This is a genomic window from Oceaniglobus indicus (assembly GCF_002751875.1).
Lineage (GTDB): Bacteria > Pseudomonadota > Alphaproteobacteria > Rhodobacterales > Rhodobacteraceae > Oceaniglobus > Oceaniglobus indicus.
Window position 1 is genome coordinate 58962 of sequence record NZ_NMZM01000007.1, and the last position, 22237, is coordinate 81198.

Consider the following 22237-nt stretch of genomic DNA (forward strand, 5'->3'; position numbering starts at 1 on the left):
GTCCGGGGTTTTCGCGGCGCTCTGCCAAGGTTACCCCTTCGTGCGACCGATCCGCGACCGGAGGCCCGATGTCCCGTGACCTGACCCATGCCTTCGGGCATCCCGAAGACCGCGCCGGTGCGACCAGCGCGGGACCGTTGCCCGATCGCATCTCGCTGCGCGATCATGTCGTCACGGTCGAGATCGGCGCGTTTCAGCAGGAACGCGGCACGACCCAGCGGGTGCGCTTCAACCTTGTGGTCGAGGTGGCGCCGCACGCCGGCGCCGGCGACGATGATGTCGATCGGATCCTGTCCTATGACACCCTGACCGAAGCGATCGAACACGAACTCGCGGCGGAACGTCTGAACCTGCTGGAAACCCTGGCCGAACGCATCGCGTTGCGGGTGCTGGCCGCGCCCAAGGCGCTGCGGTGTTTCGTGCGGATCGAAAAGCTGGATCGGGGGCCAGGGGCCCTCGGGGTCGAAATCGTGCGGGCGCGGGGCGATCTGCCGGGCCGGACGGTGGAGGATACCGACGCACCCCGCCCGGTGGTGGTGTTCCTGTCCAATGCCGCCCTCTGCGCCGGGCGGATCAGCGTATGGATGGACCAGCTGAGCGCAGCGGGAACGCCCGCCATCCTGTGCGTCGGTGCGCCTGATTGTGCCGCCCCGGTGGCGGCGAATCCCGCAGCCCAGCGGCGGATCGACCTGCTGGCGATCGAACAGAACGCCTGGGTGCTGGCGGCGCTGGACGATCGCTGTGTCGTCGTGGACAGCCGGACCGAACTGACCTGGGCGGTGAAGCACGGCGTCGTCACCGTATGGGCGCCGTCGCGCATCGCGCTGGACCGCGGCGATGGATCGGCGCCGCCCCCGACAGACGGTCCCGCCCTCGCGTTGTGGTTTGCCGGGGAAATCGGTGCAACGCGGATGATCCTGGTCGGTGCGGCACCGCCGGAAGATGGCGCGATCCCGTGCACGACCGTGCCGGCCGATGCGACGCAGATCTTGGGGGACGCGGCATGAGTGTCTATTACCGCCCGGTCGTGCAATGCGGCCCGCGCCCGGGGCGTGGAGCCTGGGCCCTTGCCGGCGGCCCATGCTGGTTCAACGAAGTGGAAGTGCTGTCACGCACCGAGGCGCCGCAGATGATTGCCGCGCACGACACGCCTGCGGCGGTTCTGGACCGGCTGACGGCGCCGCGCCCCGCCATCGGTGGGCTGGATATGGCGCGGCCCAACCTGATGGGCATCCTCAACACCACCCCCGACAGTTTTTCCGACGGCGGACAGTTTCACGATCCGGCGGCCGCCCTGGCCCAGGCGCGGCGCATGATTGCGGCGGGCGCGGATATCCTGGACATCGGCGGCGAATCAACGCGTCCCGGTGCCGAAGTCGTGCCTGACGCGGACGAGATCGCGCGCACCGCGCCGGTGATCGCGGCAATCCGGGCCGAATGGGGCGGCGTGATGTCCATCGACACCCGCAAGGCGGTGGTGGCCGAGGCCGCGATTGCCGCGGGCGCGGGGCTGATCAACGATGTGTCGGCCTTTCGCCACGATCCCGCGATGGCGGGGCTGGCCGCGCGATCGGGCCTGCCGGTCTGCCTGATGCATGCGCAGGGCACGCCCGAGACGATGCAGCGCGCGCCTTCCTATGGGGATGTGACGCTGGACGTTTACGACATGCTCGAGGGGCGGATCGCCGCCGCCGAAGCCGCCGGCATCCCGCGGGCGCGAATCCTGATCGATCCGGGCATCGGGTTCGGCAAGACGGTCGATCACAACCTGGCCCTTCTGGCCAACCTGTCGCTGTTTCACGGGCTGGGCTGCGCCATCCTGTTGGGCGCTTCGCGCAAACGCTTCATCGGCGCGCTGAGCGGTGCGGATGACGCCGCGTCGCGGGTGCCGGGATCGGTCGCTGTGGCCCTGGCCGGCATCGCGCAGGGGGTGCAGGTGGTGCGCGTGCATGATATGGCCGAAACCCGACAGGCCGTCACGCTGTGGCAGGCCGCGATGAAAGGACAACGGGCATGACACGCAAACTGTTCGGCACCGACGGGGTGCGTGGAACGGCGAACACCCATCCGATGACCGCCGACCTGGCTCTGCGCCTGGGCGCCGCCGCCGGCCGGTTCTTTCGCCGCGAGGGCGACCGCGCCCACCGCGTGGTCATCGGCAAGGACACGCGGCTGTCGGGCTATATGTTCGAAAACGCGCTGACCGCCGGGTTCACCTCGACAGGGATGAACGTGTTCCTGCTGGGGCCCGTGCCGACACCCGCCGTGGGCATGCTGACGACATCGCTGCGCGCCGATGTCGGCGTCATGATCTCGGCCAGCCATAATCCCGCGGCCGACAACGGGATCAAGTTCTTCGGCCCCGACGGCTTCAAGCTGAGCGATGAGGCCGAGACCGAGATCGAGGCGTTGGTGGATACCGGCGTCGATCCCGCGCAGGCGGCCAACATCGGGCGGGCCAAGCGGATCGACGACGGGCGCTTCCGCTATAACGAACGGATAAAGGCGACGTTTCCCCACGGCATGCGGCTGGACGGCGTCAAGGTCGTGATCGACTGCGCCAACGGCGCCGCCTACAAGACCGCGCCCGAAGTGTTATGGGAACTGGGCGCCGACGTGATCCCCATCGGCGTCAGCCCGGATGGCCACAACATCAACAAGGGTGTCGGTTCGACCAACACCGCCGCCGCCGCGCGCGCGGTGGTGGAACATGGCGCGGACGTGGGGATCTGCCTGGACGGCGATGCCGACCGGGTGATGATCCTGGACGAAACCGGGGCCGTGGCCGATGGCGACCAGATCATGGCGCTGTTCGCCACCCGCTGGGCGGCCGAGGATCGTCTGACCGGCCGCACCCTTGTCGCCACGGTGATGAGCAACCTCGGCCTGGAACGCCACCTGTCGGACGCGGGCATCGCGCTGCACCGCACCGGGGTCGGCGACCGTTACGTGGTCGAGGCGATGCGCGCCCAGGGCTTCAACCTGGGCGGCGAACAATCGGGTCATATCGTGATGACCGATTACGCCACCACGGGTGACGGGTTGCTGGCCGGGCTGCAGTTCCTCGCGGCCATGGTGCATACCGGACAGCCCGCCAGCACCCTCATGCGCCGGTTCGAGCCGGTGCCGCAACTGCTCAGGAACGTGCGGTATGCGGCGGGTCAGGATCCGCTGGCCCACGGCCGGGTCCAGGCCGCCATCGCCGGACGCGAGGCCGATCTGAACGGCAAGGGCCGGCTGCTGATCCGGAAATCGGGGACCGAGCCGTTGATCCGGGTCATGGCGGAATGCGAGGACGAAGCGCTGCTGACGCGTGTCGTCGACTCGATCGTGGACGAAATCGCGGCCGTCGGATAGCCTTGGGCGAACCCTCCGTTTCCGATCCGAAGGTGCCATGCCCAAAATTCGCCCCCTGATCGCGCCTGTCGGCGTTGCCCTGTTCTTCACCGCGGGTGTCGCATCGGCCGGCGCCGATACCGCCCGGATGAGCGAGGACATCACCGATCTGTATGGCGCGGTGGCCTTCATGGAGGCACAGCCACGCGCGCTGATCCTGGTTGCGATCAACGACGGCGCGGTGATCTTTCGTGGATACGGCGAAACCGCCGAAGGGGCGGGGCAGGCGCCAAGCCGTGACAGCGTGTTTCGCATCGGCTCGATCTCGAAGGTGATGGCGGGACAGGTTCTGGCCGCGATGGACGTGGCAGGGGTTGTCGCGCTGGACGATCCGGTGGCGCGCCATCTGCCGGACATGCCCGGACTGTCGTTCGACAGCACGCCGATGCGCCTGATCGACACTGCAACCCAAAGTGCCGGCGTGTTGCGGGAATTGCCCCAGGACGGGCAGGCGGGGCAGAACCCCGATGCGGTCCAGACTGTCGAAACCATCGCCGCCTATATGGCGGGCGAACCGATGGTGTTCGCGCCGGGGCAGCGTGCGTTGTATTCCAACCTCGGTTTTCAGATCCTCGGCGCCGCACTGGCCGCCGCCGGTGGCGGCAGTTACGGCGACATGTTGCAGGCGCATCTGACCGATCCGCTGGACATGCCGGCCACCGGGATCGGGCCGCGGCGCGCCGACGATATGGCCAGGTTGATGACCAGCTATGATTTCACCGGTGCGCCCGTGCCCCATTGGCCGCCCGGCGATCTTCTGGGCGCCTCGGGCGGTGTGTTCACGACCGCCGATGACATGGCGACCTGGATGCAGTGGAACCTTGCCGACCACTCGGCCCGCCCGCGCGACGCTGAAACGCGCGACCTGATGCACAAGGTCTGGCGCGACCGCGATGATTTCGCGTCGGTGTCGCTGATGGATGAATCCGGGGCGATGGATGGCATCGGGTTGGGCTGGGTGGCGATGGATCAGACGCCCTATCGCCCCTTCACGCTGCAAAAGGCGGGGGCGCATGGCGGGTTCATGGCCTATGTCGCGCTGGCACCGGACAAGCGGGCCGGGGTGTTCGCCCTGATCAACGAATTCGATTTCGCCAAGGCCCGGATCGTCACCGAAGCGGCGAACGCCCTGTTGGCCGATCTGCCCGGCCAAGCCAGATGAACAGGGCGCCCGCATCGGGGCGCCCTGCATGTTTCGATCTCAGTTCTTGGCCTTGTCGACCATGCGGCCGTCCGAGATCCACGGCATCATGCCGCGCAGCTTTTCGCCGACCGCTTCGATTTGGTGTTCGTCGTTCAGGCGGCGGGTGGCCTTGAACATCGGCTGGCCGACGGCGTTCTCGACCATGAAATCGCGCACGAACTTGCCCGACTGGATGTCCTTCAGCACTTCCTTCATCCGTGCCTTGGTTTCTTCATAGGGCAGGATGCGCGGGCCGCTGACGTATTCGCCGTATTCGGCCGTGTTGCTGATCGAATAGTTCATGTTGGCGATGCCGCCTTCATAGATCAGATCGACGATCAGCTTGACCTCGTGCAGACACTCGAAATACGCCATCTCCGGCTCGTAACCGGCTTCGACCAGCGTCTCGAACCCCATGCGGATCAGTTCGACCAGGCCACCGCACAGCACGGCCTGTTCACCGAACAGGTCGGTCTCGCATTCCTGGCGGAAGTTGGTTTCGATGATGCCCGAGCGTCCGCCGCCGATGGCCGAGCAATACGACAGGCCGATTTCCAGCGCCTTGCCGGATGCGTCCTTGTCGACGGCCACAAGGCAGGGCACGCCGCCGCCCTTGGTGTATTCGCCGCGCACGGTGTGACCGGGGCCCTTCGGGGCCATCATCAGCACGTCAACGCCTTCCTTCGGCTCGATCAGGCCGAAATGCACGTTCAGACCGTGGGCAAAGGCGATGGCGCTGCCTTCCTTCAGGTTGTCGTGAACGTATTTCTTGTAAGTTTCGGCCTGCAATTCGTCGGGCATGGTGAACATGATGAGATCGCACCAGGCGGCCGCTTCGGCGATGCCCATGACCTTCAGGCCTTCGCCTTCGGCCTTCTTGGCCGACGGCGATCCCTCGCGCAGGGCGACGACCAGGTTCTTGGCCCCGGAATCGCGCAGGTTCAACGCGTGGGCGTGCCCTTGCGAGCCATAGCCCAGGATCGCGACCTTCTTGTCCTTGATCAGGTTGATGTCGCAATCGCGATCATAATAAACGCGCATGATACTCTCCTTCGGCGTCTGCCATTTGTTCCGCGGCGACCATAGGGCGCGGAATCGCACAGCGCGAGAGGCAATAATCATTGATCAGGTGGCAAAACCGAAGGTATCATGCAGGAAGTGAGGTGATAACGGAGAAATCATGCTTGACGATCTCGACCGCCGCCTGCTGCGTCACCTGATGCGTGATCCCGACATGACGGTGTCGGCCCTTGCGGCGCGTGCCGATGTCACGGCGGCCATGGCCACCCGGCGGCTGGATCGGATGCGCGCCAGCGGTGCGTTGAAAAACGTCCGCGCCGTGATCGACTGGCGCGCGCTGGGCTATGAGGTCGAGGTGTCGCTGCGGTTCATCCTGGACAAGACGATCAGCACCGCGTTCGACGATTTCATCGCCGCCGCCCGCGCCGTGCCCGAGGTGATCGAGATCCAGACGTTCCTTGGCCGGGTCGATGTGCGCCTGTCCATCGTGGCCCGCGACATGGCCGAATATCAGCGGATCTATCGCCACAAGATCCTGGCCCTGCCGCATATCGCCGATATCGAATCGCTCATGGAGGTCGCGCGGATCAAGACCGCCGGTCCGCTGCCGATATGATGCGTCTGGATGAAACCGACCGCGCGCTTCTGGCGATGCTGGAACGCGACGCGGGGCAGGGTGCCGCGACCATCGGGCGCGCCCTGGGCTTGTCGCAATCTGCGACGTGGCGACGCATGCAGCGGCTGGAACGGGCGGGCATCCTGGCCGGCCGGCGCCTGGATCTGGATCTGGAACAGCTGGGGTTCGGCGTCACCGTCTTCCTGGGGGTCAAGCTGGCCACCAAGGGGCGCGTCAGCCTTGAAGACTTTGAACGCGCTGTCACATCCATCCCCGAGGTTCAGACCGTCAGCCATATCCTGGGTCTCTATGACTATCGTTTGCGCGTGGTTGCCCGCGATCTGGCCGATTTCGAACGGGTGCTGCGGCGGCGCATCATGACCCTGCCGGGGGTCGGCGATGTCGAGGCGAACGTGCTGTTGTCCGAAGAATTGCGCCCCGGACCCATCGGTGCCGCATGACAGGGTGGAAATGAGGACGGCACCGGCGTATCTGGAGGGGAACCACGTCAAGGAGCATATGCCATGAACGCCCTTCTGCCCGATGTCGATCCAGACGGCCTGCTGGAATATTCGGTCGTTTTCACCGACCGGTCCCTCAACCACATGAGCGCGTCCTTCCAGAGCGTCATGCGCGATCTGTCGTCGATGTTGAAAGAGGTCTACAAGGCCGAGGCGGTGGCGCTTGTGCCCGGTGGCGGCACCTACGCGATGGAGGCCGTGGCGCGTCAGCTGGCCGAGGATGCCAAGGTCATGGTGATCCGCAACGGATGGTTTTCCTATCGCTGGAGCCAGATCTTCGAGGCGGGCGTGACCCCCTCGGAAGAAATCGTGATGAAGGCGCGACGCATGGGCAACGCCCCCGACGCCCCCTTTGCCCCCGCCGCCATCGAAGAGGTGAAGGCCAAGATCAGGGCAGAACGTCCCGACGTGGTGTTCGCACCCCACGTCGAAACCAGCGCGGGCGTGATCCTGCCCGACGATTACCTGAAAGCCGTCGCCGATGCGGTGCATGAGGTCGGCGGATTGTTCGTGCTGGACGCCATCGCGTCGGGCTGTGCCTGGGTCGACATGAAGGCCACCGGCGTCGACGTGTTGATTTCGGCGCCGCAAAAGGGATGGTCGGCGTCGCCCTGCGCGGGCTGCGTGATGCTCAGCCCCGCGGCGCTGGAACGGGTGAAGGCGCGCAAGTCCACCTCGTATGCCGTGGATCTGGGCAAATGGCTGTCGATCATGGAAGCCTATGAGGCCGGCGGCCACGCCTATCACGCGACCATGCCGACCGATGCGTTGAAGGGCTTTCGCGACGCCATGGTCGAAAGCCGGGATTTCGGGTTCGACCGCCTGGCCGAGGCACAGTGGGAACAGGGCCGCGCCGTGCGGGCCGCCTTGGCCAAACGCGGCATCCAGTCGGTGGCGGCCGACGGCTTTGGCGCACCCGGCGTCGTCGTCGCCTATACCGACCGCGACGATGTGCAGAACGGCAAGGCATTCGCGGCGGAAGGCGTGCAGATCGCGGCGGGTGTGCCGCTTCAGGTCGGTGAAGGTTCCGAGTTCAAGACGTTCCGTATCGGTCTGTTCGGATTGGACAAACTGGCCGACGTGCCGGCCAGCGTCGCGCGCCTGGAAGAGGCCTTCGACCGGGTGTTCTGAGCCGCCAGGTCACCGCGCCATCCGTTCCCGACGGGGGTGGATGGCGCTTCAGTTGCCCAGGCCCGCCCGCATCACGGCGCGGCGCACCGGCGCCAGATCGTGAACCATGCGCAATCCGGCCGAACGCGCCTGCATCACCGGGCCGATGTCGGATTTGCAGATCCGGTTGAACAGGTCGATCACGCCCGCCCGCCGCGAAATGTCGCGCGCGCGGCTGGCGGCGTAACGCTCCAGCCCGTCGGGCGCGCCGGGATCCTCTTGCAGACAGTCCAGCAGGGACGCCACATCATGCACCGAGGTGTTCAGCCCCTGCGCCCCGATGGGCGGCAGTACGTGGGCGGCTTCGGCGATCAACGCACAGCGCCGTCCGATCAGGCTGTCGGCGGTGCGGGTGATGACGGGCCACGCCCCGATGGGGGTGATCGGGTGCATCTGCCCCAGCACGCCAACCGACCGCAGCGTCGCCTCGGCGCCCAGGGCGTCGGGTGACATCTGCATCAGGCGCGCGCTGCGTGCCGCGTCGTTCATCCAGACAATGGCCGAGGCCGGTGTGGCGTCATGATCGGCAAGCGGCACGGTGGTGAAGGCGCCGCCCGAGTTGTAGATTTCGGTCGAGACGTCCTGGTGCGGCAGGTCATGCCGCACCGCAAAGGCCAACGCCGTCTGGCCATAGCTGCGGGTGCGCGCGCCGATGCCCAGTGCCTCGCGCACCGGCGAATCGCGCCCGTCGGCGCCGATCACCAGCCTTGCATCGACGCGGGCCCCATCGCTCAGCGTGACACGCACGCCGGACGTGCGTGTCAGCATCCGTGCAAACCCGGTGCCCAGCCGCAGATCGACCCGATCCAGGCCGGCCAGATGATCCGCCAGAACCGACCGACAGCGCCAGTTCGCGATGTTCCATCCGAACGTCGCCTGGTCCAGGTCTGTCGGCTGGAAGGTCCGGCGGGCGGTTTCGCGCGGTGGCCATCCGGCGGTGTCGATCACCCGCAACGCGGCAAGGGGTGTGGCATCGGGCGCAAGGCTGGGCCACAGGCCGATCTCCTGGAACAGCGCGATCGCCGGTTGCAGGAACGCGGTCGAGCGCAGATCGGCGCCGGGATCGGTGGCCCGCGCCACCGGCGGCGCCGGATCGACCAGGACCACGGAAAACCCCCGGGCCGCGCATCCCGCGGCCGCGATCATGCCGGCAATGCCGCCACCGGAAATCAGGATATCGGTTTGCGTCTTCATCATGTCGCGCACCTTACGGCACCGGATCGGCAGGGCAAGGCGGTATCGCTGCGACAAAGCGCGGCGTCAGGGGGCGTGGCCCAGGGTGCCCAGAAACGCGGTCAGGTCATCGGTGTGAAAGTCGATGTGGTCGGCCGTCTCGCGGGTGGGCGCGACATGGACCGTCTTCAGCCCCATCCGGCGCGGCGCGGCCAGGTTGCGCGGATCGTCCTCGAACATCGCGCCGGTGGCGGTGTCCAGTCCGGCGGCGTCAAAGACGCGGCGGAAGGCGGCGGCTTGCGGCTTGGGCGTATAGGCGGCATGTTCCACCCCGAACACGGCATCGAAACACCCCGCCAGGCCGCGTGCCTCAAGCACCCGTTCGGCATAGGGAGCCGACCCGTTGGTAAAGACGATCCGCCGGCCCGGCAACGCGCGGATGCGGCGCGCCAGAACATCGTCGCGCGTCAAGTGATCCAGCGTGATGTCGTGCACGTCCAGCATGTATTCCTCGGGATCCTGGCCGTGTTCTGCCATCAGGCCGGCAAGGGTGGTGCCGTAAAGCTCCCAATAGGCGCGCCGCAGGCGATTCGCCTCGGGGCGGCTGACCGACAGGGTGCGCATCATCCATTCGGTCATCCGCACCTCGATCTGATCGAACAGACGGGCCTCGGGGGGATAGAGCGTGTTGTCGAGATCGAAAACCCAATGGCGGACATGGGCCAGGGCGGTTCGGGGATGCAATGTGGTCATGGGCTGCTGATACGCCGCGCCGCGCCCGCGCGCAACGCGCCGATTGGACGTGCAGGACCGGGCGCAGGCGGTCTAGGGTGCGGACAACACGGGGGAAGGTCACACCATGACAGAAATCCGCAACGGCCAGCGCGATGCCTATCGGCTGATTCTCGATGCCATCGACGATGGGGTCTATCGTCCGGGCGACCGGTTGGTGGAATCCGAACTGGCCGAGCGTCTGGGCGTGTCGCGGACGCCGATCCGCGAGGCGTTGCAACGGCTGGAAACCCAGTCGCTGCTGACGCGCGACGGTCGCAGCCTGATCGTGGCGTCGCTGGATCACAGCCAGCTGGCCGAACTCTATGTCGTGCGCTCGGAGCTGGAGGGGCTGGCCGCACGGCTGGCCGCGCAACACGCGACCCAGGAAGAGATCCGCGTGTTGCGTGACATGGTGACCGACGACGCGGCGCTGTTGGGCGATCCGCCCGCTATGGCGCGGGCCAACCGACGGTTCCACAAGCAGATCCATCTTGCCTCGCACAACCGGTATCTTGTTCAGCAGCTGGACCTGGTCCACCGCTTCATGGCGTTGCTGGCGACGACGTCGCTGGCGGTCGAGGGGCGCGGCGCAAGGGCGCTTGCCGAACACGACCGCATCGTCACGGCCATTGCCGCGGGAGACGGCGACGCGGCCCACACGGCGTTGAAACAGCATATCTCACAGGCGTTCGAAACCCGTCTGAAGGTCGTGGCCGATCGCTGAGGGCAGCGCGGGCGTATCGCATCCGTGGCTGGTCTTGTCCCAATAGAACGGGCGGAACAGCATCTCGAACACGGCCTTGAGAACCGCCATCGTCGCCATGAGATGATACAGCGACAGAAGCGGCACCGAACAGGCAAGCCCCCTGTGCCCGCGTTCGTTCAGGGCGATCCACCCCAACGCCCACTGCACGAGCATTCCGACCGCCAGGAAGATCGCAACCCCCGGTTCGCCAATCGGGCCGAGCGCGTCGGACCATGGGTGCGGCAGGCCCATGGCCAGCAACAGAAAGCTCCAGAGGAAGGGCGCCAGAAGCGCACCGCCCAGAGAGCCGAGGAAAAGAAGCTGAATGCCGAAAAAACGGCGCGCGCCAAGTTCGCGCCAAAGCAGGACCGGATCGCGCATGTGAACGAGCCACGTCAGCGCATATCCCTTCTGCCAACGCGACCGTTGCCGGATCCATGGCCACGGGCGGCAGTTCGCTTCCTCCAGCGTGACCGATCGCAGAAGATCGGTGCGATATCCCCGCCGTGCCAGCCGCACGCCCAGATCGGCATCCTCGGTGACATTGTGCGCGTCCCAGCCGCCCAGCCGCACAAGCGCGGTGCGCCGCAGGAACAGCGTCGTCCCCCCCAGTGGAATGACCAGCCCCATGCGTGCCAGCGCGGGAAGGATCAGGCGAAACCACACGGCATAGTCGATTGTGAAACAGCGCGCGACCCAGTTGCGGTGCGGGTTGTAGAAGTCCAACTGGCCCTGCAGGCAGGCCACGTTGGGGGGGCTGAGCCGGAATTGTTCGACCGCGTGCCTGACCTGCTGCGGATCGGGATCGTCTTCGGCGTCATAGATGCCGACGATGGTCCCGCGGCAGAACTCGAGCGCGAAATTCAACGCGCGCGGCTTGGTCTGGATCGACCCGCGCGGCACCTCGATAATCCTCATCCAGGGGGGCAGTTCGGTTTCGGCCAGCGTGTCGCGCGTCGTCCTGTCGTCTTCTTCAACGACCAGCAGGATGTCGAGCAGGGCGCGGGGATAGTCGATCCGCGTCAGCCGTTCGATCAGACGCGATGCAATATCGCGTTCGTGGAACAGGGGCACGATGATCGACACCGCGACCGGTCGTTTGCCGATCAAGGGAGTGTCCGATGCGGGAGGCACGGGCGGGGCGCTTGCGCGTCCACGAAAGTGAATTGCCATGGCGGCAAGCCCCAGTGCGGAGTTTGCCAGCAAGACCAGAAGGGCGAGCAACGTGATGACGCTGAACAGCGTGACAGGCACAAATACTGCGGCGATGACGACCACGGCGAGCGCGATGACGCATGAGACAGAGAGTGGGCGGAAATCGAGCGTGCGGCAGGAAAGCTGTGGATCGGCACGGGTTTCAGCCCGTTGCACCAGATGACGGCGGCGGACAGCCAGGAGGGCGGCGTTCAGTTGCCCGGGCAGCGCGGTGGCCATCAAAACCGGGCCGATCCGCCCTTCGATCGTGGCGCGCAGGCCCGCGAAGCTTTCGGGACGGGCGGTGACGACAAGGGTCGCGGCCCCGACACGGCGCAGCGGAAGCACCTCGTTCAGCGCGCAGAACGCTGCGCCCAACGCATCGATCAGGCCCGCATCGGGCACGTAAAGCCCGGGGTCGACCGCTACCGTTTCGGTTCGCCGGCCAAGTGCGGCGTTCGGATCGTGCGGGCACACCGGCCCGGGCGTCGGAACGATTTCGACGGGGCGGGCGAACTCGACGTCGTGCCGTTCCACAGCCGTATCCGTCTCGGCGGCGTCGACCGGCAAGCCGCCGAGACGTCCGGCGCCCGCCTGGAGGAACGCCGCCGTCGACACGATGCGCAGGCTGGAAGACGACATCGAGAACTCCCGTGCGGACATGCACGGAAGAAATCTCGCCGAAACCGGTTAACGTCCCCTTAACGGCTCAGGCGGCGTCTGCCATTGCCTTGGAAAACCGTTCGAACAGGTAATAACTGTCCATCGGGCCGGGGCTGGCTTCGGGGTGATATTGCACCGACCAGACCGGGCGGTCGGCCATCCGGATGCCGCAGTTCGATCCGTCGAACAACGACACGTGGGTCTGGTGCACACCGACCGGCAGGCTTTGCGCGTCGACCGTAAAGCCATGGTTCATCGAGGTAATCTCGACCTTGCCGGTTTCCAGATCCTTGACCGGATGGTTGGCGCCGTGGTGGCCGTGGTTCATCTTGACGGTCTTGGCTCCCAGGGCGCGAGCCAGCATCTGATGACCAAGGCAGATCCCGAACACCGGCATCCGGCTTTGGCCCAGAACGCTCTGGATCATCGGCACGGCATAGGCGCCGGTGGCCGCCGGATCGCCGGGGCCGTTGGACAGGAACAGACCGTCGGGCGACAGGGCCAGCACATCGTCGGCAGTGGCCGTCGCGGGCAAAACGGTCACGTCGCAGCCGGCGCTGGCAAGGCAGCGCAGGATGTTGCGCTTGGCGCCATAATCGATGGCCACAACCTTGTGGCCCGGTCCCTCGCGCCGCTTGTACCCCTCGGGCCAGGCCCAGCGCATTTCGTCCCACCGATAGGATTGCGCACAGGTCACATCGCGGGCCAGATCGCGACCTTCGAGGCCGGCAAATCCGCGGGCGGCGGCGACCAGCGCCTCGATGTCGAAATCGCCATCGGGGTTGTGGGCCAGTGCGACGTGCGGCGCGCCTTGCTGGCGGATCGCGCGGGTCAGGCGGCGCGTGTCGATGCCGCCGATGGCGATCCGGCCGCGCCGGGTCAGCCAGGTGTTCAGCGTCTCGGTGCTGCGCCAGTTGCTTGGGGCCGTCGGATCCCACTTGACCACCATGCCCTCGGCGACCGGATCGGCGGTTTCGTCATCTTCCGGGGTCACGCCGGTGTTGCCGATATGCGGGAAGGTGAACGCCACGATCTGACCCGCATAGGACGGATCCGTCATGATTTCCTGATACCCGGTCATGGCCGTGTTGAAGCACAGCTCGGCCGTTGTCTGACCCGTGGCGCCGAAGCCGCGACCGAACATCAATGTTCCGTCGGCCATGGCAAGACAGGCAGTGGGGCGGGCTTTTGCGTGATTGATCGTCATGGGCGACTCCGTCGGCAAATCTGCGTGAACGTATGGGGTGGGGCCCGGAGGGTCAAGATGTCGCGCGAAATCAAATGTTGTTTAATAACAAGGTATTGGGCCGGGTATGTGTGGTTGTAAGGTCAGCACGGTTGCTGTATCTTCCCCCTTTGCACCATCCACAGCACAGAGAAGCCGTCATGGACCTGAGAAGCCGTATCAACGCCGAGCTGAAGACAGCCATGAAAAACAAGGAGACGGACCGCCTGTCGACCTTGCGCCTGATCAACGCCGCGATCAAGGACCGCGACATCGCCCTGCGTGGCGAGGGCGAGGATGGTGGCGTGGGCGATCCCGAGGTGCTGCAGATCCTCGGCAAGATGGTCAAGCAGCGCCAGGAAAGCGCGCGCGCCTATGAAGAGGGCGGGCGGCTGGAACTGGCCGACAGCGAACGCGCCGAAATCAAGGTGATCGACGATTTCCTGCCCCGCAAACTGAGCGACGAGGAAGTCGAAAAAGCCGTGTCCCAGGCGATCGAAGACACCGGCGCGGAATCGATCCGCGACATGGGGCGGGTGATGGGCGAGCTGAAGGGCAAGTATACCGGCCAGATGGATTTTTCGACCATCGGCCCCAAGGTGAAGGCCCGCCTGGGCTGAACGGAACAGCGCGGGCCGCGGGCGGGTCCGCCTGGCACTCAGGCGTTGCGCGACAGCCGGTTCAGCAGGCGTTCAAGGTCGTCGCACAGCTTCCGGCGTTCTTCGGGGCTGAGAAAGGCGCCAACCTCGACTTCGCGTCCCGCACCGCTGAGCGTCACATAGTTTTCCACCGGGCCACCCGTTTCATGCATTGCGACACGGACCCAGAAGGGATTCGCCGCCCAACATTGCTGGGGGCCGTCGGGATTGGTGCGGATCAGTTCGATCCGGTCTGACCATAACGTCAGATCCTCGCGCAGTGCTCCGCTGGCGTAACTCTTTTCAAGCGCCAGCCACAGGAACCCGATCGCCGCCATGGTGAAGGGCAACAACCCCCACAACACCGGTGTGCCCAGCATCGCGATCACCGGAAGCAGGATCATCACGAAGGCGAAACCGATCACGATCACCATCCCCTTGCGCGGCAGGGACCGGTGCGGCCACAGGGTTGCAGAGGTCAGCGCATCGTCGCCCGCGGCATGGGCAAATGTCCCGGCGGGCACGATCGCCCCCCGCGGGTCTTCGGTCCAGGTCAGCGGCATGGCATGATCCGTTGGGTGGTGGTCGGTGTCATTCGGTGCATTATGCAACAACTAGTGCGGATACGGCAAAACCCAATGTGCCTGACGCCGCCGCGGTTCCCGTCTTCGCGCAAAGGGTGGCGACGGACGAACCAACCATGATGGGGCATGCCGGCCAACGGCCCGGCGGCAGGGGGATGAGATGAAGAAACGTCGTGCGATCGATCCCGCGTTGATGTTCACCGGCGTGACCGTGGTCGGAATGGCCCTTGCGACCCTCGGGTTCTGGCCGTCGGATGGCGGCGCCGTCCAAATCGCTTCGCTTGCCGGTCTCGGGCTGGTCTATCTGGCCGGCGGCTTGCCCGCGACGGCGCGGGCGTTGGGCGCGTTGTGGCGCGAACGGGTGCTGGACATCGATCTGCTGATGGTCGTGGCGGCCATTGCGGCCGCCGCCGTTGGCGCGCCGTTCGAGGGGGCCGTCCTGCTGACCCTGTTCAGTATCTCGACAACCCTCGAAGACCGCGCCCTTGGCCGCGCGCGCCGGGCGGTGGAAGCGTTGATGGCGTTGCGCCCGGAAACCGCGTTGCGCAAATCGGCCGACGGCACCATCACCGAAGTTCCCGTCGCCGACCTGGCGGTGTCGGATATCTTCGTGCTGCGGCCCGGCGCGCGGGTGCCCACCGACGGCGAGATCGTCGCCGGTCGCGGTTCGCTGGACGAGGCGAACATCACCGGCGAATCCCTTCCGGTCCACAAACAGCCGGGGGCCATGGTGTTCGAGGCGACGGCGAACCTTGACGGGGTGCTGGAGGTTGCGGTCACGAAGACGGTCGAGGAAAGCACGGTCGCGCAGATGATCACCCTGGTGACCGAGGCCCAGGCCGCCAAGGCACCTTCGGAACGGTTCAGCGAATGGTTCGGACAACGCTATACCATCGCGGTCCTGATCGGCACGATCCTTGCGTTCGTGCTTTTCACTTGGATCGAGGGGGACTGGCACGTCGCGCTTTACCGCGCTGCCGTCCTTCTGGTGGCGGCCAGCCCCTGTGCGATCGTGATCTCGGTGCCGGCTGCAATCCTGTCGGCGCTGTCGGCGGCCGCCCGGCGCGGGGTGTTGTTCAAGGGCGGGGCCGCCCTGGAAACCCTGGCCGCGGTGGACACCTTCGCCTTTGACAAGACCGGCACGCTGACGACCGGCGCGGCGTCGGTGGTCGATCTTGTCGCGCTGGACGGGGACGAGCGGGACTTCTTGTCGCGGCTGGCCGGGCTCGAGGCCCAATCCGAACACCACAGCGGCGCCGCGATCCGCCGCGCGGCCGCCGACCGCGGGATCGAACCTGCGGTCGTAACGGACGTCACCACCGTCCCCGGCGAGGGGATCATCGGCGATACCGATGCGGGCAAGCTTTGGGCCGGCAACCCGCACATGGCCCGTCGCATGGCGGCGTCCATCGGCCACCCGGCCCTGCAAGCCCTGGAGGACGACAGCCGGAGCGTCATCTATTTCGGGCGCGACACCGGGCTGATCGGCGCCGTCAGCATCGCCGATCAGGCGCGCGCCACGTCACGACCCGCGCTTGCGGCGCTGCGCGACAGCGGCATCGGCAGGATCGTCATGATCACCGGCGACCGGCGGGCGGTGGCATTGCGGATCGGCGGCGAACTCGGGCTTCGGCCCGACGATATCCACGCCGACATGCGCCCCGAGGACAAGATGGCCCTGATCGGCAAGCTTGCCGAACGCGGCACGGTCGCGTTCGTGGGCGACGGCGTCAACGACGCGGCCGCACTTGCCCGTGCGCACGTCGGGATCGCGATGGGCGCCGCCGGATCCGAGGTCGCGCTTCAGGCTGCGGATGTCGCGCTTCTGTCGGAAGACATGGGGCGGTTGGCCGATGCCCACCGCCTGGCACGCCGGACGGCGAAGATCATCCGTCAGAACCTGATCTTTGCCATCGGTGCCATGGCGGTGCTGGTCACGGGCGGCTTGTTCTTCGACCTGCCCCTGCCGTTGGCGGTAATCGGACACGAGGGCGGAACCGTCATCGTCGTTCTGAACGGTCTGCGGCTGTTGCGCCCGCCGCGATCCGTCGAAGGGCCGAACACGGATGGCGGGCCAACGCCCGCCACCGCGGCATGAGCGCGCGATGGGCCTTTCCCGCCCACTGACGCATTGCGCGGACGGCGGCGTTCGGGGCAGTTTGAGCTGACGCAACAGGACCGAAAGGGGATGGCCCATGCCTGACGACACAGATCCGTCCGCCTTTTGGAACCGGGTCGCGCGCCGGTACGAAACGATGGCAATTCGTAACCCCGCCGCCTATGAGGCGACGCTGGAGCGTGTTCGCGCGCATCTTCGGCCAGAGGCGCGCGTGCTCGAACTGGGATGCGGCACCGGATCGACCGCCTTGCGTCTTGCCCCCGGGGTTCGGCATTACACGGGTATCGACACATCGGCAGAGATGATTGAAATCGCGCGCGAAAAGCAGGCCGATGCCGGGATTGCCGGGCTGGAGTTCCAGCACGCGTCACTGGGCGATGCCGCGCCGTCGCCCGAGCCGCTGGACGTGGTTCTTGCCTTCAACGTGCTGCATCTTGTGCCCGAACGCGCCGCGGCCTTTGCCGAGATCCGCCAGCGGCTGCGCCCCGGCGGAATGTTCATTTCGAAAACCCCATGCCTTGGCGGCAGCTATCGGGTGTTGCAACCGGTTGTCGCTGCTCTCCGGCTATTCGGGAAGGCGCCGAAACTGGCCTACTTGCGGCCGGCAGCCCTGCAACGGGATATCGCCGCTGCCGGCTTCGAGATCGTCGCGCATGGCGATTACCCGCGCCGCCCGCCAAGCCGATTCATCGTCGCGCGAAAACCCGGGGCGGAAGCCGGGGATGCGTTGCCGCCCGGTTGATCCGCGCCGGGGCAGGGTGGGCGAGCGCGGGCAACCGGCCCACGCTCACCCATGATCAGCGTGCGAACTTCTTGAACTTGACGCGCTTCGGCTCAAGCGCGTCGGCGCCCAGTCGCCGCTTCTTGTCTTCTTCGTAATCCTCGAAGTTGCCCTCGAACCATTCGACGTGGGCGTCGCCTTCAAAGGCCAGGATGTGGGTGCAGATCCGGTCGAGGAAGAACCGGTCGTGCGAGATGACAACGGCGCAACCGGCGAAATCGACCAGCGCATCTTCCAGAGCGCGCAGCGTTTCGACGTCAAGATCGTTGGTCGGTTCGTCAAGCAGCAGGACGTTGCCGCCGGATTTCAGCAGTTTGGCCATGTGGACGCGGTTGCGTTCACCGCCCGACAGCATCGAGATCTTCTTCTGCTGGTCGCCGCCCTTGAAGTTGAACGCCGAGCAATAGGCGCGCGAGTTCATTTCCGCATCGCCCAGCTTGATGACTTCCGCACCGCCGGTGATTTCCTCCCACACCGTCGCGTTCGGATCCAGCGCATCGCGCGACTGGTCGACATAGGACAGATCGACCGTTTCGCCGTATTCGACCGTGCCGGAATCGGGTTTTTCCTGTCCGGTCAGCATCTTGAACAGCGTCGTCTTGCCGGCGCCGTTGGGGCCGATGACGCCGACGATGCCGCCGGGGGGCAGGGCAAAGCTCAGGTCTTCGACCAGCAGCTTGTCACCCATGGCCTTGGTCAGACCTTCGACCTCGATCACCTTGTTGCCAAGGCGCTGACCGTTCGGGATGATCATCTGCGCGCGTGCCAGCTTGTCCCGCTCGGATTGCGAGGCCAGTTCGTTATAGGCGCTGATCCGGGCCTTGGATTTCGCCTGCCGGGCCTTGGCCCCCTGGCGCATCCATTCCAGTTCGCGCTCGAGGGTCTTCTGGCGCGACTTGTCTTCCTTGGCCTCCTGCGCCAGGCGCTTGGCCTTCTGTTCCAGCCAGGAAGAATAATTGCCTTCCCACGGCACACCGCGACCGCGGTCGAGTTCCAGGATCCATGATGTGATGTCATCCAGGAAATACCGGTCGTGGGTGACGATCAGGATCGTGCCGCTATAGGCCATCAGGTGGTTTTGCAGCCAGGCGATGGTTTCGGCGTCCAGGTGGTTGGTCGGTTCGTCGAGCAAAAGCATGTCGGGCGCTTCGAGAAGCAGCCGGCACAGCGCGACGCGGCGCGCTTCGCCGCCCGAAAGGGAATTGACGTCGGCGTCGTCGGGGGGGCAGCGCAGGGCCTCCATCGACACGTCGATCTGCGCGTCGAGATCCCACAGGTTCTGGGCGTCGATCTCGTCCTGCAGGGCGGCCATCTCGTCGGCCGTCTCGTCCGAGTAATTCATCGCCAGTTCGTTGTACCGATCGAGGATCGCCTTCTTCGGCGCCACGCCCAGCATGACGTTCTCGCGCACGGTCAGGTTTTCGTCCAGCTTCGGTTCCTGCGGCAGGTATCCGACGGTGGCCCCTTCGGCGGCCCAGGCTTCGCCGGTGAAATCCTTGTCCATCCCCGCCATGATCTTCAGCAGGGTGGATTTACCGGCACCGTTGGGGCCGACGACGCCGATCTTGACGCCGGGCAGGAAGGACAGGCGGATGTTCTCGAACAGCTTTTTGCCGCCGGGATAGGACTTGCTGACGCCGTCCATGTGGTAAACGTATTGGTAGGCTGCCATGGGAATGCTCCGGATGCTGGTTTGCCCCGGTTTAGGCCCTGTGGCGGCCGTGTGCAATCAGGTGTCAGTGCGATGGGCCGGCGCGGTGGAACAGGTTCAGGCAGGGCGGCGGCGGGATATCGTCGTTGGCGGCGGAACGCGCATCGAGATACTCCAGCGCATCCAGAACCTGGCGCGCGCTGTAGGGCTTGGGCAGATAGCCGATGGTGCCATCGATCCCGCGGCCCAGAAGGTCGGTGTTCGCCGAGGTGAAGATCACGCGCACGCCAAACTCGACCGCCAGTCGGCGGCCGATTTCCATGCCGGTGCGTCCGTCGCGCAGGTTGATATCGACGAAGGCGACGTCGGGGCATTGTTCGGCCAAACGCATCGCGGTGCGCGTGTCCGGTGCAATGCCCACCATGTCGTGGCCGACGTCCCGAAGGGTATCTTCAAGATCCATCGCCACGAGGATTTCATCTTCGACTATGAGTATACGTTGTGTCATTTAATTTCCGTATTCGATTGCGGCGCACACCCCCCGTTTGGCGCGTTTCCATTCGCTGCCCCAATCGCCGTGCCGCCCGTCCGGTTCCAATGATCGGCGGCATTTGCCGCGACTCGCGAAACCGTGACCAAAATAGCACGGCTGACGGGGCCGGGGAATACGGGAGTGGCGGCCCGGGCGCGCGCTAGAGGATTTCATCCTCGTCGAACATCGGGTCGGCCTCGAGATCGGCGGCCAGGCGTTCCATGCGGATCTGCGGATCGACCGGGGTGGCGGCGATGTGATAGATCGCGTCGCCTTCGTTGACCACCGGCATCAAGGCGCGCCCCAGAACGATGCCCGGGGCGGTGGCGATGATTTCCACCTCGACCTCGCCGAACGGGTCGGTCACGGCGGCCAGAAGCGTGCCGTCCTCGACCCCTTCGCCCACTTCCTTGAAGCTGCGCAGCAACCCGCCGGCGGGCGAGCGGACCCAGGCCGAGGTCGACGCCTGGATCGGCGCCGCCCGGCGCTTCGGCAGGCCCTTGGCGCCGATCATTTGCATCCGGTGCATCACCCGCAGGATGCCCGACACACCCACGCGCGCCGACATTTCGTCGAATCGCAACGCCTCGCCCGCCTCGAAAAGCAGGATGTCGCAACCTTCGGCCCGCGCGGCGGCGCGCAGGCTGCCGTCGCGCAGCTTGGCGCGCACGATCACGGGGGCGCCAAAGGCTTCGGCCCGTTCCAGCGTTTCGTCGTTCGATGCCGAAACACGGATCTGGGGCATGTTGGTGCGGTGCAGGGCGGCGGAATGCAGGTCGATCCCGAAGTCCGAGCGCGCGACGATCTCGGTCATCAGCAGATCCGCAAGCCGCGCCGCCAGCGATCCGCTGGGCGAGCCGGGAAAGACGCGGTTCAGATCGCGCCGGTCGGGCATGTAGCGCGAGTGGTTCAGAAATCCGAACGCATTGACGATGGGCACCACCATCAGCGTGCCGCGCAGCGTGTCCAGTTGCGGCGCGCGCAACAGGCGGCGGGCGATTTCAACGCCGATCACCTCGTCGCCGTGAACGGCGGCCGACACGAACAACACCGGACCGGGGCGGCGTCCGTGGATCACCTCGACCGACATGGTGACGGGGGTGTGGTCGGACAGAACCGACACCGGCAGATCGACGCGCATGCGCGTGCCGGGAGCGACGCGGGCGCCGCCGATGACAAAGGCGTCGCGCGTCATCCCTTGCCCATGGTCCGTGTCTTGCCGTCGCGGGCGTTCTTTTCGATGAAGTCGATGATCTTGCCCGCCACGTCGATGCCCGTCGCCTTTTCGACCCCTTCCAGACCGGGGGACGAGTTCACTTCCATCACCACCGGCCCGTGGTTCGAACGCAGCATGTCGACACCGCAGACGTTCAGACCCATGGATTTGGCCGCGCGGATCGCCGTTGCGCGTTCCTCGGGCGAAATCTTGATGCTTTTCGCCGATCCGCCGCGGTGCAGGTTCGAGCGGAATTCGCCTTCGCCGCCCTGGCGTTTCATCGCGGCGATCACCTTGCCGCCGACGACAAGGGCGCGGATGTCGGATCCGCCTGCTTCCTTGATGAATTCCTGCACCATGATGTTCACGTTGGCGCCGCGAAACGCTTCGATCACCGATTTGGCCGACCGGTCGGTGTCGGCCAGCACCACGCCGATGCCCTGGGTGCCTTCCAGGAGCTTGATCACCGTCGGGGCACCCCCGGCCAGTTTCAGCACTTCCTCGGTCTGGCGCGAGTCGTGGGCGAAGGTGGTCACCGGCAGGCCGATCCCGTCGCGCGCCATCAACTGCATCGCGCGCAGCTTGTCGCGCGACCGGCCGATGGCCACGGATTCGTTCAGCGGATAAACGCCCTGCATCTCGAACTGGCGCAGCACGGCAAGACCATAGAACGTGACCGATGCGCCGATCCGTGGAATCACCGCGTCATACCGGGGCAGTTCGGCGCCGTTGTAATAGATTCGCGGCGCCCGCGACGCGATGTTCATGTAGCAGGCCAGCGTCTTGACGATGTCGAAGGTGTGGCCGCGCGCCTCGGCGACCTCCTTCATGCGCTGGTGGGAATAGAGATTGGCGTTCTGCGCCAGCATCGCGATTTTCATGGCGGTTCCTGCCTTGTTGTAGGGGGCCAACCTATTGGTTGGAGGCCGCATCGGCAAGCCGCTGCTGCATCATCAAGCGTCGTGATCAGGGGTATCGCGAAAGTTGATGTGTCGTTACCGTTTCCGCCACGTCAAATTACAAGAGGGAGCGACAA

Annotated in this window: 21 protein-coding genes; 11 read left to right on the forward strand and 10 right to left on the reverse strand. The window is 65.9% G+C overall.

The features are described 5' to 3' along the window. Positions 1-68 precede the first annotated feature (68 nt). From CFP68_RS12030 to ampH, 4 genes are read left to right on the forward strand one after another with little or no spacing between them, the layout of a single operon-like run. Complete coding sequence (locus CFP68_RS12030) at positions 69-1007, forward strand: dihydroneopterin aldolase (protein WP_099827183.1); 939 nt, start codon at positions 69-71, stop codon at positions 1005-1007. Then, positions 1004-2017 carry a dihydropteroate synthase gene (gene folP, locus CFP68_RS12035; protein WP_099827184.1) on the forward strand — a complete coding sequence of 338 codons (1014 nt, stop codon included), beginning with the start codon at positions 1004-1006 and terminating at the stop codon, positions 2015-2017. Before CFP68_RS12030 ends, folP begins: the two co-directional genes overlap by 4 nt. Next, on the forward strand, positions 2014-3357 hold the full coding sequence (gene glmM / locus CFP68_RS12040; RefSeq protein ID WP_099827185.1) for a phosphoglucosamine mutase: 1344 nt from the start codon (positions 2014-2016) through the stop codon (positions 3355-3357). Before folP ends, glmM begins: the two co-directional genes overlap by 4 nt. Before the next feature lie 37 nt (positions 3358-3394). Then, a complete protein-coding gene (ampH, locus tag CFP68_RS12045; RefSeq protein ID WP_099827186.1) occupies positions 3395-4558 on the forward strand; it encodes a D-alanyl-D-alanine-carboxypeptidase/endopeptidase AmpH in 1164 nt (387 codons plus the stop codon). A gap of 39 nt (positions 4559-4597) precedes the next feature. Here ampH and ilvC read toward each other — a convergent pair whose 3' ends face one another. After that, positions 4598-5620 carry a ketol-acid reductoisomerase gene (gene ilvC / locus CFP68_RS12050; RefSeq protein WP_099827187.1) on the reverse strand — a complete coding sequence of 341 codons (1023 nt, stop codon included), beginning with the start codon at positions 5618-5620 and terminating at the stop codon, positions 4598-4600. A 139-nt stretch (positions 5621-5759) separates the two neighbouring features. Here ilvC and CFP68_RS12055 point away from each other — a divergent pair, with 139 nt between their 5' ends. The 3 genes from CFP68_RS12055 (at position 5760) to CFP68_RS12065 (ending at position 7867) form a co-directional block, all read left to right on the forward strand. Next, positions 5760-6215 carry an Lrp/AsnC family transcriptional regulator gene (locus tag CFP68_RS12055; protein ID WP_099827188.1) on the forward strand — a complete coding sequence of 152 codons (456 nt, stop codon included), beginning with the start codon at positions 5760-5762 and terminating at the stop codon, positions 6213-6215. Beyond that, positions 6212-6676 carry an Lrp/AsnC family transcriptional regulator gene (locus CFP68_RS12060; RefSeq protein ID WP_099827189.1) on the forward strand — a complete coding sequence of 155 codons (465 nt, stop codon included), beginning with the start codon at positions 6212-6214 and terminating at the stop codon, positions 6674-6676. The genes CFP68_RS12055 and CFP68_RS12060 overlap by 4 nt, the downstream gene beginning before the upstream one ends. A gap of 63 nt (positions 6677-6739) precedes the next feature. Beyond that, entirely contained in the window at positions 6740-7867 is a 1128-nt protein-coding gene (locus tag CFP68_RS12065; protein ID WP_099827190.1) for an aminotransferase class V-fold PLP-dependent enzyme, read from the forward strand. A 48-nt stretch (positions 7868-7915) separates the two neighbouring features. Here the strand turns inward: CFP68_RS12065 and CFP68_RS12070 are convergent, their stop codons facing one another. Together CFP68_RS12070 and CFP68_RS12075 are read right to left on the reverse strand one after the other, a co-directional pair. After that, positions 7916-9103, reverse strand: coding sequence for an FAD-dependent monooxygenase (locus CFP68_RS12070; protein ID WP_099827191.1), 1188 nt, complete (start codon positions 9101-9103; stop codon positions 7916-7918). A gap of 63 nt (positions 9104-9166) precedes the next feature. Then, positions 9167-9832: a pyrimidine 5'-nucleotidase gene (locus CFP68_RS12075; RefSeq protein ID WP_099827192.1), complete on the reverse strand. Its 666-nt coding sequence runs from the start codon at positions 9830-9832 to the stop codon at positions 9167-9169. A gap of 106 nt (positions 9833-9938) precedes the next feature. Here CFP68_RS12075 and CFP68_RS12080 point away from each other — a divergent pair, with 106 nt between their 5' ends. Continuing rightward, a complete protein-coding gene (locus CFP68_RS12080; RefSeq protein ID WP_099827193.1) occupies positions 9939-10577 on the forward strand; it encodes a GntR family transcriptional regulator in 639 nt (212 codons plus the stop codon). On the opposite strand, the gene CFP68_RS12085 is transcribed toward CFP68_RS12080, so the two are convergent. Both CFP68_RS12085 and carA read right to left on the reverse strand, forming a co-directional pair. Continuing rightward, positions 10533-12434 carry a glycosyltransferase gene (locus tag CFP68_RS12085; RefSeq protein ID WP_158234166.1) on the reverse strand — a complete coding sequence of 634 codons (1902 nt, stop codon included), beginning with the start codon at positions 12432-12434 and terminating at the stop codon, positions 10533-10535. The genes CFP68_RS12080 and CFP68_RS12085 overlap by 45 nt on opposite strands. A gap of 67 nt (positions 12435-12501) precedes the next feature. Beyond that, positions 12502-13662, reverse strand: coding sequence for a glutamine-hydrolyzing carbamoyl-phosphate synthase small subunit (gene carA, locus CFP68_RS12090; protein ID WP_099827195.1), 1161 nt, complete (start codon positions 13660-13662; stop codon positions 12502-12504). 179 nt (positions 13663-13841) lie between these two features. Here carA and CFP68_RS12095 point away from each other — a divergent pair, with 179 nt between their 5' ends. Then, positions 13842-14300 carry a GatB/YqeY domain-containing protein gene (locus CFP68_RS12095; protein WP_099827196.1) on the forward strand — a complete coding sequence of 153 codons (459 nt, stop codon included), beginning with the start codon at positions 13842-13844 and terminating at the stop codon, positions 14298-14300. Positions 14301-14338: 38 nt separating this feature from the next. On the opposite strand, the gene CFP68_RS12100 is transcribed toward CFP68_RS12095, so the two are convergent. Beyond that, positions 14339-14881 (reverse strand): DUF2244 domain-containing protein, encoded by a 543-nt coding sequence (locus CFP68_RS12100; protein ID WP_099827197.1) that lies wholly within the window; start codon positions 14879-14881, stop codon positions 14339-14341. Positions 14882-15062: 181 nt separating this feature from the next. On the opposite strand from CFP68_RS12100, the gene CFP68_RS12105 reads away from it, so the two are divergent. After that, on the forward strand, positions 15063-17000 hold the full coding sequence (locus CFP68_RS12105) for a heavy metal translocating P-type ATPase (RefSeq protein ID WP_099827198.1): 1938 nt from the start codon (positions 15063-15065) through the stop codon (positions 16998-17000). Between the two features lie 97 nt (positions 17001-17097). Continuing rightward, positions 17098-17763, forward strand: a complete 666-nt coding sequence (locus CFP68_RS12110) for a class I SAM-dependent methyltransferase (protein ID WP_099827199.1) — start codon at positions 17098-17100, stop codon at positions 17761-17763. A 55-nt stretch (positions 17764-17818) separates the two neighbouring features. Here the strand turns inward: CFP68_RS12110 and ettA are convergent, their stop codons facing one another. The 4 genes from ettA to rimK all read right to left on the reverse strand — a co-directional run bounded on the left by ettA (position 17819) and on the right by rimK (position 22082). Continuing rightward, a complete protein-coding gene (gene ettA / locus CFP68_RS12115) occupies positions 17819-19474 on the reverse strand; it encodes an energy-dependent translational throttle protein EttA (RefSeq protein WP_099827200.1) in 1656 nt (551 codons plus the stop codon). Positions 19475-19538: 64 nt separating this feature from the next. Next, positions 19539-19961 (reverse strand): response regulator, encoded by a 423-nt coding sequence (locus CFP68_RS12120; protein WP_099827201.1) that lies wholly within the window; start codon positions 19959-19961, stop codon positions 19539-19541. Positions 19962-20145: 184 nt separating this feature from the next. Further along, complete coding sequence (locus tag CFP68_RS12125) at positions 20146-21180, reverse strand: succinylglutamate desuccinylase/aspartoacylase family protein (RefSeq protein ID WP_099827202.1); 1035 nt, start codon at positions 21178-21180, stop codon at positions 20146-20148. Beyond that, entirely contained in the window at positions 21177-22082 is a 906-nt protein-coding gene (gene rimK / locus CFP68_RS12130) for a 30S ribosomal protein S6--L-glutamate ligase (RefSeq protein WP_099827203.1), read from the reverse strand. Before rimK ends, CFP68_RS12125 begins: the two co-directional genes overlap by 4 nt. Positions 22083-22237: the final 155 nt, after the last annotated feature.

Coding starts and splice junctions, on each gene's coding strand:
- CFP68_RS12065 (WP_099827190.1), top strand. CDS start 6,740: ATGAACGCCCTTCTGCCCGATGTCGATCCAGACGGCCTGCTGGAATAT.
- ampH (WP_099827186.1), top strand. CDS start 3,395: ATGCCCAAAATTCGCCCCCTGATCGCGCCTGTCGGCGTTGCCCTGTTC.
- CFP68_RS12030 (WP_099827183.1), top strand. CDS start 69: ATGTCCCGTGACCTGACCCATGCCTTCGGGCATCCCGAAGACCGCGCC.
- CFP68_RS12070 (WP_099827191.1), bottom strand. CDS start 9,103: ATGATGAAGACGCAAACCGATATCCTGATTTCCGGTGGCGGCATTGCC.
- CFP68_RS12080 (WP_099827193.1), top strand. CDS start 9,939: ATGACAGAAATCCGCAACGGCCAGCGCGATGCCTATCGGCTGATTCTC.
- ettA (WP_099827200.1), bottom strand. CDS start 19,474: ATGGCAGCCTACCAATACGTTTACCACATGGACGGCGTCAGCAAGTCC.
- rimK (WP_099827203.1), bottom strand. CDS start 22,082: ATGAAAATCGCGATGCTGGCGCAGAACGCCAATCTCTATTCCCACCAG.
- CFP68_RS12105 (WP_099827198.1), top strand. CDS start 15,063: ATGAAGAAACGTCGTGCGATCGATCCCGCGTTGATGTTCACCGGCGTG.
- folP (WP_099827184.1), top strand. CDS start 1,004: ATGAGTGTCTATTACCGCCCGGTCGTGCAATGCGGCCCGCGCCCGGGG.
- CFP68_RS12110 (WP_099827199.1), top strand. CDS start 17,098: ATGCCTGACGACACAGATCCGTCCGCCTTTTGGAACCGGGTCGCGCGC.
- CFP68_RS12055 (WP_099827188.1), top strand. CDS start 5,760: ATGCTTGACGATCTCGACCGCCGCCTGCTGCGTCACCTGATGCGTGAT.
- CFP68_RS12120 (WP_099827201.1), bottom strand. CDS start 19,961: ATGACACAACGTATACTCATAGTCGAAGATGAAATCCTCGTGGCGATG.
- CFP68_RS12095 (WP_099827196.1), top strand. CDS start 13,842: ATGGACCTGAGAAGCCGTATCAACGCCGAGCTGAAGACAGCCATGAAA.
- ilvC (WP_099827187.1), bottom strand. CDS start 5,620: ATGCGCGTTTATTATGATCGCGATTGCGACATCAACCTGATCAAGGAC.
- CFP68_RS12085 (WP_158234166.1), bottom strand. CDS start 12,434: ATGTCGTCTTCCAGCCTGCGCATCGTGTCGACGGCGGCGTTCCTCCAG.
- glmM (WP_099827185.1), top strand. CDS start 2,014: ATGACACGCAAACTGTTCGGCACCGACGGGGTGCGTGGAACGGCGAAC.
- CFP68_RS12060 (WP_099827189.1), top strand. CDS start 6,212: ATGATGCGTCTGGATGAAACCGACCGCGCGCTTCTGGCGATGCTGGAA.
- CFP68_RS12075 (WP_099827192.1), bottom strand. CDS start 9,832: ATGACCACATTGCATCCCCGAACCGCCCTGGCCCATGTCCGCCATTGG.
- carA (WP_099827195.1), bottom strand. CDS start 13,662: ATGACGATCAATCACGCAAAAGCCCGCCCCACTGCCTGTCTTGCCATG.
- CFP68_RS12125 (WP_099827202.1), bottom strand. CDS start 21,180: ATGACGCGCGACGCCTTTGTCATCGGCGGCGCCCGCGTCGCTCCCGGC.
- CFP68_RS12100 (WP_099827197.1), bottom strand. CDS start 14,881: ATGCCGCTGACCTGGACCGAAGACCCGCGGGGGGCGATCGTGCCCGCC.